This window comes from Neisseria sp. P0021.S006 (assembly GCF_051956895.1).
This window is the reverse complement of record NZ_JBQCWZ010000056.1, coordinates 1-9,960: the sequence shown is the minus strand read 5'-3', so window position 1 is coordinate 9,960 and position 9,960 is coordinate 1. Positions and strand designations below refer to the sequence as shown.

Here is a 9,960-nt window from a genome sequence, read left to right as displayed (position 1 = left end):
AGCGGCATCAGCCAGAAATGATAATACGGGGCGAAAGTGAACGGTGTCGCGGCGGCAATCAAGATGACCAGCGGCCAGTAAAGCAGCGGATGTTGCCAATATTGTTCGAGTTTACGGAAAATATTCATGCTTTAAATGGTATTGAGGCCGTCTGAAAAGTTTTCAGACGGCAGGGAAACAAAATCAGTCTTTTTGAAACAATTTCATTGCAGGCAGGACGATTGCGCAAGCCAATGCACCGGCGGCTACTCCGACCACCAAGTTGGCGATATGTTCCATCATGCCGCTGTCCCAATGCTGTGCGTGGAGGAAATCGTGCAAAAAGCCAAGGTTGTGGGTGATCAGTCCGCCGCCAACCAAGAACATCGCCAGCGTGCCGACAATGCTCAAGCCACGCATAAACCAAGGCATAAATGAAATCAAACTGCGTCCGATACCTTGCACAGCAACGCTTTTTTGGCGCATCAACATCATGCCGAGGTCGTCAAGTTTGACGATAATGCCGACCAAACCATAGACCAATGCCGTCATGCCGACACCGATGGCGGCCATAACCAAAGAACGCGTCATCAGGTCATATTTTTCAACAACGCCCAGCGCGATAATAATAATTTCGGCGGAGAGGATGAAATCTGTGCGGACCGCGCCTTTCACTTTTGTTTTTTCGTCTGTGACTTCAGGCTCGGCATCGTGTCCGTCTTCGTGTTCATTGCGGTGCAAGAATTTGTGCAACAGTTTTTCCACGCCTTCAAAACACAAATAAACACCGCCGATCATCAACAAGGGCGTAATCAGCGCTGGCAGGAAAGCGGAAAGCAACAGTGCAAGCGGCACCAGAATCAGCTTATTGACCAGAGAGCCTTTTGCCACCGCCCAAATAATCGGCAATTCGCGCTCGGCGGATACGCCGGTTACCTGATTGGCGTTGAGCGCCAAATCGTCACCGACCACGCCGGCGGTTTTTTTTGCGGCGACTTTGGTCATCATCGCTACGTCGTCCAAAACGGCGGTAATGTCGTCCAAAAGCGTAAAGAGAGAGGCGAAGGCCATAATGTTGTCCGGATAAAATCAAATAAACGCGCGATTATATATGAAAATTCAGTTGCTTGAATGGTTTCAGACGGCCTTTGACGGAAATTAACCAAAGGCCGTCTGAAAATGCTATTTCGGCGTATAACGTCCAGCCATGGCTTTATACACCATATTTTCGTATTTCAAGGCTTCATAGCGTTGGTTCAGTAGGTTTTGCGCCGAGCTGTATTCCGAATTCAAAGCCTCCAGCCAGTCTTTCAGCTCGTTTTTACCGTGTTGGTAGCGTACTTGATAGTAATGGCTGTTTTTCTTGTCCAACTGATAACGCTGTTCTTGATTGGCAAGGCTGGCCTGCGCGTTTTTGTAGGCAAGGTAATTGGTGTTGACCTCGTTGAGCGCGGTAGTCAGGGCTTTTTCAAAATTCAGCTTGGCACTGTCCATCTCCGCTTGTACGGTTTTGTCTTTCCATTTCATGATCTGCCAATTAAGGAAAGGCAGATTGATGGTGGCCGATCCGCCTAACATAGGGATATTGAACGTGCTTTTCGCTTTATCGGAAGACGTACTCAAACTTGCGCCCAAAGTAATCGACGGATACCAACTGCGTTTTTGCGCGTTGACCGATTGCTGCGACGCCTGCAGGCGGTATTCGGCGGCGCGCAGGTCGGGGCGGTTGGCTAAAACGGTAATCGGTACGTCCAAGTTCACGCCTTTGACCGGCAGCAGGCGGAATTGTGCCGGATCGGCGGCCATGTTTTCAGACGGCCTTAAATTCAATAAATTACGCAAAACCTGTTTTTGCGTATCCAAATTGTTTTGCAAAGACAACAGGCTGTTTTCTGCGCTCAGCAATGACTGTTTGGCTTGGGTCGGCTGGCTTGAGTCGGCTCGGCCGTAGTGGAACTTGGCATTCGCAATGCGGTTGATTTCCTGGTATTGCTTCAGCGATTTTTTCGCCAACTCGATGGCTTCGTTCAGGTAGGAGATATTGAAATACGCATCGGCGACATTATTAATCAAAGTCAGGCGTGTATTGGCCATGTCTTCATGCGTGGCTTGGTATTCCCATACCTGCGCATCGGCAGTGGCACTGAGTTTGCGCCACAAATCCAATTCGTAGCTCAAACCAAGCTGGCTGCTGAAGGTATTGCCATGGCTGCCGGTTTTCAGGTTTTTAGAAGCGTTCGCGCCCAACGATCCGCTGAACGAAGGCACCAAATCCGCGCCCAAAATATTGGCTTGATACAAAGCTTTGTTGACGCTGATGGCGGCCTGTTTCAAATCGACATTGTTCGCCAGCGCCTGCTCCATCAGCGCATTGAGCTGCTGGCTTTGGTAGATTTCCCACCAGTTGCCGTTTACATCGTAGCGTTCGGCAGTTTCCGCCGCGCTCATGACTTGGCCGGTCGCTTCCAGCGTCAGGTTCGGATTGGCTTTAGGCGCGGCGCACGCACTTAGGGCAAGGGCAACAGCCAATGATAAGGCTGCTTGGGAAAAAGGTTTCGTCTTCATAAAAAATCTTTCGGGTAACAGCATTTCAGACGGCCCTAAAATAATAGGCCGTCTGAAACATAATCAATCCTGAGCCAGCGCATCAATCGGGTTGAGCTTGGAAGCCTTGTTGGCAGGCATAAAGCCGAACGCGACGCCGATGGCGGTGGAGCAGACGACTGCGCCGATGACGGAAGTCATGGAAATGCTCATTGGGAAGTCGGTAACAAAATAGTTGAACACCAGGCTGATGCTTGCGGACAGCAATACGCCGGACAGGCCGCCGATGATACAGATTAAGACGGCCTCAATCAGGAACTGTTGCAAAATATTGTTGCGGCGTGCGCCGATTGCCATGCGAACGCCGATTTCTTTGGTGCGCTCGGTAACGGAGACCAGCATGATGTTCATCACGCCGATACCGCCGACCACCAAAGAGATGACCGCGATGGAAGAAATCAGCAGCGTCATGGTGCCGGTTGTGCTTTCCACCATTTCTTTGATGCTGTCGCTGTTGTTCATAAAGAAGTCTTCTGTACCGTGGCGTGCTTTCAGCAGCTCGGTCAGGCTTTTTTCGGCAACCTGTGTGTTGGCATCGTCTTTGATTTTGACAACGATGGAGTTGGTATAGCTTTCGCCGGTAATTTGGTGCATGACCGTTGTATAAGGCGACCAAAGCATCAGCGAGTCGGAATTGCCAAATGAGTTGTCATCCTTTTTCATAATGCCGATGACGGTTAACGGGCGTTTTTTGAAAAGGATGGTTTTGCCTAAAGGATTGACACCTTCGCCGAAGAGTTTGGTTTTGGTGTTTTGGTCGATGACGACGACTTGGTCATCGGTTTTTACATCGTCATCATCAAACAGACGGCCTTCTTCCAATTTCAAACCGCGCACGTCGAAATATTGTTCGCCTACGCCGTAAAGCGAGGCGGTCAGGTCGGTGTTACGGTAGGTTAAGGTGCCGCTGGAGTTGGTTTGAGGGGTGGCGGAGGCGACGTAACTTTGTTGGCTGATGGCTTTTGCGTCATTAATCGTCAGTGTCTTGATCCGTCCGCTGCGGCGGTCGCCAAAACCACGGCCGGGGAAGATGCTGATGGTGTTTGTGCCCATCGAGTTGATGTCTTCCAAGATTTTTTGTTGCGAGCCATTACCCAATGCCACTACCGATACCACCGAAGCGATACCGATGATAATCCCCAGCATGGTCAGCAGCGAACGCATTTTGTGCGCCATAATTGCCTGCACAGACATTTTGAATGCTTCCATAAATTGATCGTAATAAAACGACCAAGAAGCTTTTTCTTTAATCCTCTCCACTTTGCTTGGCGGAATATCAGGATTTTTAGACGTATCCGAAATAATCTGACCGTCGCGGATTTCGATGACGCGGTTTGCGTTTGCCGCAATGCCCGGATCGTGGGTAACCATAATCACGGTATGCCCGTCTTCGTGCAGCTTGTGGATGATTTCCATCACGTTTTTACCGCTGGCGGTATCCAATGCGCCGGTCGGCTCGTCGGCAAAGATGATTTCGCCGCCGTTCATCAACGCGCGGGCAATCGAAACACGCTGTTGCTGACCGCCGGAAAGTTCGCTGGGTTTGTTGCCTTCTTTATTTTGCAAACCCAAATCGCCCAACAGTTTTTCCGCACGTTCCGCACGCTCTTTGCTGTCCATGCCCATATACACGGCAGGCAGGGCGACGTTGTCCCGGGCGGTCAGCGAGCTTAACAGGTTGTAACGCTGGAAAATAAAGCCGAAACGCTCACGGCGCAAAGCCGCCAGCTCATCCGGCTGCATTTGCGATGTTTCGATGCCGTCGATTTGATAAGAGCCGGAAGTGGCGGTATCCAGACAACCCAAAATATTCATCAGCGTCGATTTGCCTGAGCCGGACTGTCCGATAATCGCTACAAAGTCGCCTTTCTCAATAGAAAGGCTGACATCTTTCAATACGTGTACACGGTTTTCACCGCTACCGAAAAAACGGTTGATATTCTTACATTCGATTAAACTCATAATCTTTCCGGGCGAAAAATAGAAATACAGGAACTAAGGCCGTCTGAAACACAGCCAAACCTTTCAGACGACCTTAATCAATCAGCGAGGAGGGCCGCCACCCATCATCGCGCGTTCACTGCTCTTATTCTTTTCATCTGCGCTCATTTCAGAAACGATCACTTTTTCGCCTTCTTTCAAGCCGCTTTTGATTTCGGTATTCATGCTGTCTTTCAAACCGACGGTCACTTCGCGTTCTACCGCTTTATTGTCTGCGCCCAAAATGCTGACATAGGATTTGCCGTTATGCTTTTTCACAGTCAGCGTCGGTACCAGCAAAACATTCTTCACGCCGTTGATTTCAATCGTGTTTTGAGTGGTCATGCCGATGGAAAGTTTGCCGTCGGAATTTGGCACCAAGGCGCGGGCATAGTAGTAAATTGCATTGGAAGTCGTGTCCGTGCTGCTGGTGTAGCTGCCCAAAGACATGGTGGTCAGGCCGGGGTCGACGCTGTCCAATTTCGCTTTAATCGGCGTGTCCGGTTCGGACAAAATGGTGAACGAAATATCCTGACCGGCTTTGACTTTCGTAATATCGCCTTCGGCAATCTGCATTTTGTTTAACATGGTTTCCAGATTGGCCAGTTGGATAATGGTCGGCGTAGATTGCGCCGCATTGACGGATTGGCCTTCTTCAACAGGAATGGCGACTACGGTGCCGTCCATGGTGGCGGTAATCCGCGTGTGGCCCAGTTCGGATTCGGCTGTATTGATGGAGATTTTGGATTGTTTGATGGAGGCCTTCAGTTCGGCGACATTGGCTTTGGCTGCGGCTAAAGAGTCTTGTGCAGATTCCAAATCTTCTTTGGAAGTGGCCTGTTCTTTCCATAAGGCAAGTTCGCGCTTATATTTTTTCTCCGCGCTGGAAAGTGCGATTTCGGCAGAAACCAATTTTGCCTGATAAGTTTCTAGTTTGGATTTTTCGGTATTTAAGGTGTTGAGCTGATTGGTTGAGTCGATTTCTGCAATCAGATCGCCTTTTTTTACTTGTTGGCCCAGTTTCACATACAGTTTTTTAATCTGGCCTGAAGCTTCCGCGCCTACGGATACCAAATTGGAAGGCGAGATTTCGCCGGTTGCCGATACGGTTTGACGGATATCGCCGAGTTTGACCACTTCCGTAATAAAAGAAGACTGAGGCTCAGGCTTCATCAAAGACCAGCCGCCGAAAGCCGCAGCCACGATAACAGCCGTACCGGCCGCCCACTTGAAAACTTTAGACATATAAAAGGAACCAATTCAATAAAATAACGTCGCAGACAAGCAACCAATGTATTGATAGAAACAAAAAAACAACTGGATTTTACTGTAAAGACCAAGACCAACCAAGAGACGGTCAACTTAAATTGAAGTTTAACTTATTGAAATAAAAAATAAAAGGATGAAGATATTTTTCAGAACTTGTACCTCGTTTACATAAATTCCCAAACTCCCTCCGAATCTGAACATTTAAGCCGCAAGAAAACGACTATAATATTCATGTCTTATTCCAATTATTAACGACACAAATAAAATGAAACACCAACAAGGCTTCACGCTTATCGAGCTGCTGATAGTCGTTTTGATTGCAGCCATTCTCGCTACCATCGCCTATCCGTCTTATCAAAACTACATCCGCCAAACGCGTCTCGCATCCGTCCGCACACAGATGCTGCATAATGCCCAACAACTTGAACGCTACTATACTCAAAAAAGTACTTTTGTAGGGTTTCCTACCGAAAATTTGCAGCAGAATCAATATTTCAATATTAGTTTTTCCGAAGGTACGGATTCTATGCCTGATCCTTCCGATTCAGGTTATATTTTGAAGGCTGTACCCAATAGAGAAACCAATGCCGATGAAACTTGTACCGTTTATTACAACGACAGCGGTATCATCTGGGCAAACAGTGATAAACAAAACTGCCCCGGTTATGAAATACCAAAATCGGAATAAATCGAAATATAAAAGGCCGTCTGAATTTTAGACGGCCTTTTGGATGGTTTGGCTGTATAAGCACATTAGCTTATACAGGGCAAAGATTGGTAATCCCGGCCCGATGTGAAGCCCATCTTAGCCTTTGCGGCGCGGTTCGTCAGGGCGGATGCGTGAAGCCAGTTGGTCGAGGATGCCGTTGACGAATTTATGGCCGTCGGTGCCGCCGAAAGTTTTGGTGACTTCAATGGCTTCGTTGATGATGACAGGATAGGGGGTCTCAGGCATGGTGCTCAGCTCATGGCAGGCAACCAGCAAAACGGCGCGTTCGATAGGGCTGAGATCTTTCTCGTCGCGGTCGAGCAGGGGGCTGATTTTTTCCATGTATTCTTCGGCATGGGTTTGCGCGCCGAAAAACAGTTTGTTGAACAGCTCTTCATCCATATTGGGCGCTTGGGACAGTTCGCGGATGTTTTTGGCGATTTCGGGAGCGGCTGTTTTGTTGATGCCTGCTTGATAAATGGCTTGTACGGCAAGCTCGCGTGCGCGGCGGCGTGGGCTTTTCATGGGTATTCCTTGTGAAGAGGGTGCCGATGGTTGTCGGCTGAATATTGAATGATTCAGACGGCCTCAATGTCATGATTGGGAGGCCGTCTGAAAATATGCGGTATTCAATACGGGGAGAACTTATTCTTCGTCGTCTTCGTATTGTTCTGACAAAAGATGGTTGACCAAGTTGGCACATTCTACGGCAACTTTGGCGGCATCGGAGGCTTTTTCTTCGATGCGTGCGACGGCCTGTTCGTCGTTTTCGGTCGTCAGGATGGCGTTGGCGATCGGGATGTTGTAATCAAGGGCAACGCGGCTGACGCCTGCGCCGGATTCATTGGATACCAATTCAAAGTGGTAGGTTTCGCCGCGAATGACAACGCCGATGGCAATCAGGGCATCGAATTGTTCGGATGAAGCGAGGTTCATCAGCGCGATAGGCACTTCAAGCGCGCCGGGGACGGTGGCAAGCGTGATGTTGTCTTCGGCTACGCCCAATTCTTTTAAGGTGCGGCAGCAAACTTTGACCATTTCGCTGCCGATTTCGTTGGTGAAGCGGGCCTGAACGATGCCGATGCGCAAGTTGGTACCGTCGAGGCGGGGTTCGATAATGTTCATGATGATTCCTTCAATATTGGTGAAATAGGGATTCGGCTCGGTTTCAGACGGCCTGGTTATAGGGAAGGCCGTCTGAAACGAAATGGGGATGGATTATTCTTGCGGCTGCCAATCGGCAACGGCTTGGAACTCGCCGTCTTCGTTTAATTCCCACGCGCTGCCTTCTGCCTGAGTCAGCAGGGGCGCGATGTCGGGATTGTCTGCGGTAATGGCGGAGAGGCTGACAATGCTGAAGTTGTCGGGATTGTCGGTGTATTCGTCGGTTTCGTCGCCGCTGAAAATACGCCAGCCGCTGTCGTTTTCAAATACGGGGGCTTCGCGGTAGAGGAAGCCGACGGGTTTGCCTTGTTCGGCGACGGTGTTGGTAACAATGCAGCGGTCGAGCGCTGCGGCCAATGCTTGGGCAAATTTGTTCATGGAGTTGGCAAAGAGATGATTTGGCATGATTTTACACGATTCGCCGCTTTTCCGCACGGATGTGTGCAGGGTCGGTTTGATGGTACAATGTCGGCAAGTGCCGTCAGGTTTGAACATGACGGCTTTTGATTGTTTATCGGCTTGAGGGACGCAAGAAACAATGAGCCAAAATAAAAAAGTTGCCGGTGTAGCCTTTTTATTTTGTTTCACTGCGGATGAGGCGTGCTTTCCGGCTGTTTTTTTGAAAGTATGGAATGAAACCTGATTTGCTCAAACAGCAGGCGCATCGAGCGATTCAAAAGCGTCTGGGCTATGAGTTCCGCAATATGGAGCTGCTTCAGCAGGCTTTGACTCACCGCAGCTACAATGCCAAACACAATGAGCGTTTTGAATTTGTCGGCGATTCGATTTTGAACTATTCAGTGGCGCGGATGTTGTTTGACGCGTTTCCGAAATTGTCGGAAGGCGAGTTGTCGCGGATGCGCGCGGCTTTGGTGAATGAAGGCGTATTGGCTGAAATCGCGTTGGAAATGAATGTCGGCGACGGTTTGTATTTGGGTGCCGGCGAGTTGAAGAGCGGCGGTTTCAGACGGCCTTCGATTTTGGCTGACGCAATGGAGGCGATGTTTGCGGCGGTCAGCTTTGACGCTGATTTTTCTGCGGCGGAAAAAGTGGTTCGCCATTTGTTTGCGGAACGCGTGAAACGTGCGGATTTGAATATCGGCAAGAAAGACAGTAAAACCGCTTTGCAGGAAGCCTTGCAGGCACGTCGCTTTGCCCTGCCGAAATACCGAATCGAAGAGCAGGCGGAGCAGACGGCTGATGCGATGTTTGTGATTTCCTGTGATTTGGGCGAACTCGGTTTCATCTGCAATGCACGCGGCAGCAGTCGGAAAGTGGCCGAGCAAAAAGCGGCATGTGAAGCTTTAGAGTGGTTGGAACAGAAGTTCCCTTTGAAAAAAGCTAAAAAATGATACTTCAGACGGCCTTTGAAAAAATGCAAAGGCCGTCTGAAACAATCAAGAAAGTCATATATAAATGGATATCGAAACCTTTTTGCAAAACGAGTCGCAACACCCGACGGATTATCGTTGCGGCTTTGTGGCCATCGTGGGTCGTCCGAATGTCGGCAAATCCACGCTGATGAACCATTTAATTGGTCAGAAAATCAGTATTACCAGTAAAAAAGCACAAACCACGCGCAACCGTGTAACCGGTATTTACACCGACGACACGGCGCAATTTGTGTTTGTCGATACGCCTGGTTTTCAAACCAATCACCGCAATGCCTTGAATGACCGTCTTAATCAAAACGTAACCGAAGCGTTGAGCGGCGTGGACGTGGTGGTTTTTGTGGTGGAAGCCATGCGCTTTACCGATGCGGACCGCGTGGTGCTGAAGCAGTTGCCTAAGCATACGCCTGTGGTATTGGTGGTCAATAAAATCGATAAAGATAAAGCCAAAGACAAATTTGCGCTTGAGGCTTTTATCAATGAAGTGCGCCAAGAGTTTGAATTTGCCGCCAGCGAGGCAGTCAGCGCGAAACATGGTCTGCGTATTGCCAATTTGCTGGAATTGCTCAAGCCGTATCTGCCGGAAAGTATCCCGATGTATCCGGAAGATATGGTGACGGATAAATCCAGCCGATTTCTGGCGATGGAGATTGTGCGCGAAAAACTGTTCCGTTATTTGGGCGAAGAGTTGCCGTATGCGATGAATGTTGAAGTGGAGCAGTTTGAGGAAGAGGAAAGCGGACTGTTCCGCATTTATATCGCGGTGTTGGTCGATAAAGACAGCCAAAAGGCGATTTTGATTGGCAAGGGTGGGGAGAAATTGAAGAAAATTTCTACTGAAGCCCGCCTTGATATGGAAAAATT

Annotated in this window: 10 protein-coding genes; 3 read left to right on the top strand and 7 right to left on the bottom strand. The window is 49.2% G+C overall.

Translation table 11 applies throughout. The features are described from left to right. Positions 1-183: 183 nt before the first annotated feature. The 4 genes from ACTHUM_RS09985 to ACTHUM_RS09970 form a co-directional block, all read right to left on the bottom strand. Positions 184-1,050: a DUF808 domain-containing protein gene (locus ACTHUM_RS09985; RefSeq protein ID WP_049344865.1), complete on the bottom strand. Its 867-nt coding sequence runs from the start codon at positions 1,048-1,050 to the stop codon at positions 184-186. Positions 1,051-1,161: 111 nt separating this feature from the next. Continuing rightward, positions 1,162-2,544, bottom strand: coding sequence for a TolC family protein (locus ACTHUM_RS09980; RefSeq protein ID WP_039862103.1), 1,383 nt, complete (start codon positions 2,542-2,544; stop codon positions 1,162-1,164). Between the two features lie 63 nt (positions 2,545-2,607). Further along, positions 2,608-4,545 carry a MacB family efflux pump subunit gene (locus tag ACTHUM_RS09975; RefSeq protein ID WP_070695414.1) on the bottom strand — a complete coding sequence of 646 codons (1,938 nt, stop codon included), beginning with the start codon at positions 4,543-4,545 and terminating at the stop codon, positions 2,608-2,610. Positions 4,546-4,626: 81 nt separating this feature from the next. Beyond that, entirely contained in the window at positions 4,627-5,808 is a 1,182-nt protein-coding gene (locus ACTHUM_RS09970) for an efflux RND transporter periplasmic adaptor subunit (protein WP_004519696.1), read from the bottom strand. Between the two features lie 289 nt (positions 5,809-6,097). Between ACTHUM_RS09970 and ACTHUM_RS09965 the strand changes: the two genes are divergently transcribed. Continuing rightward, a complete protein-coding gene (locus ACTHUM_RS09965; RefSeq protein ID WP_004519697.1) occupies positions 6,098-6,520 on the top strand; it encodes a type IV pilin protein in 423 nt (140 codons plus the stop codon). Positions 6,521-6,637: 117 nt separating this feature from the next. Here ACTHUM_RS09965 and nusB read toward each other — a convergent pair whose 3' ends face one another. The 3 genes from nusB to ACTHUM_RS09950 all read right to left on the bottom strand — a co-directional run bounded on the left by nusB (position 6,638) and on the right by ACTHUM_RS09950 (position 8,083). Continuing rightward, on the bottom strand, positions 6,638-7,066 hold the full coding sequence (nusB, locus tag ACTHUM_RS09960; protein WP_004519698.1) for a transcription antitermination factor NusB: 429 nt from the start codon (positions 7,064-7,066) through the stop codon (positions 6,638-6,640). A gap of 120 nt (positions 7,067-7,186) precedes the next feature. Next, positions 7,187-7,666 (bottom strand): 6,7-dimethyl-8-ribityllumazine synthase, encoded by a 480-nt coding sequence (gene ribH / locus ACTHUM_RS09955; RefSeq protein WP_003748562.1) that lies wholly within the window; start codon positions 7,664-7,666, stop codon positions 7,187-7,189. A gap of 93 nt (positions 7,667-7,759) precedes the next feature. Then, a complete protein-coding gene (locus ACTHUM_RS09950) occupies positions 7,760-8,083 on the bottom strand; it encodes a DUF2185 domain-containing protein (RefSeq protein WP_039862122.1) in 324 nt (107 codons plus the stop codon). A gap of 254 nt (positions 8,084-8,337) precedes the next feature. Here ACTHUM_RS09950 and rnc point away from each other — a divergent pair, with 254 nt between their 5' ends. Next, the gene (gene rnc, locus ACTHUM_RS09945) at positions 8,338-9,057 is read left to right on the top strand and encodes a ribonuclease III (protein ID WP_003683027.1); all 720 of its coding nucleotides are present in this window, start codon (positions 8,338-8,340) and stop codon (positions 9,055-9,057) included. 64 nt (positions 9,058-9,121) lie between these two features. Continuing rightward, a partial coding sequence (gene era / locus ACTHUM_RS09940) for a GTPase Era (RefSeq protein ID WP_440402841.1) occupies positions 9,122-9,960 on the top strand: 839 nt, incomplete at its 3' end.

What these genes read in the sequence shown, in the direction of transcription:
- ACTHUM_RS09985 (WP_049344865.1), bottom strand. Translation starts at nt 1,050, where the DNA reads ATGGCCTTCGCCTCTCTCTTTACGCTTTTGGACGACATTACCGCCGTT.
- ACTHUM_RS09980 (WP_039862103.1), bottom strand. Translation starts at nt 2,544, where the DNA reads ATGAAGACGAAACCTTTTTCCCAAGCAGCCTTATCATTGGCTGTTGCC.
- ACTHUM_RS09975 (WP_070695414.1), bottom strand. Translation starts at nt 4,545, where the DNA reads ATGAGTTTAATCGAATGTAAGAATATCAACCGTTTTTTCGGTAGCGGT.
- ACTHUM_RS09970 (WP_004519696.1), bottom strand. Translation starts at nt 5,808, where the DNA reads ATGTCTAAAGTTTTCAAGTGGGCGGCCGGTACGGCTGTTATCGTGGCT.
- ACTHUM_RS09965 (WP_004519697.1), top strand. Translation starts at nt 6,098, where the DNA reads ATGAAACACCAACAAGGCTTCACGCTTATCGAGCTGCTGATAGTCGTT.
- nusB (WP_004519698.1), bottom strand. Translation starts at nt 7,066, where the DNA reads ATGAAAAGCCCACGCCGCCGCGCACGCGAGCTTGCCGTACAAGCCATT.
- ribH (WP_003748562.1), bottom strand. Translation starts at nt 7,666, where the DNA reads ATGAACATTATCGAACCCCGCCTCGACGGTACCAACTTGCGCATCGGC.
- ACTHUM_RS09950 (WP_039862122.1), bottom strand. Translation starts at nt 8,083, where the DNA reads ATGAACAAATTTGCCCAAGCATTGGCCGCAGCGCTCGACCGCTGCATT.
- rnc (WP_003683027.1), top strand. Translation starts at nt 8,338, where the DNA reads ATGAAACCTGATTTGCTCAAACAGCAGGCGCATCGAGCGATTCAAAAG.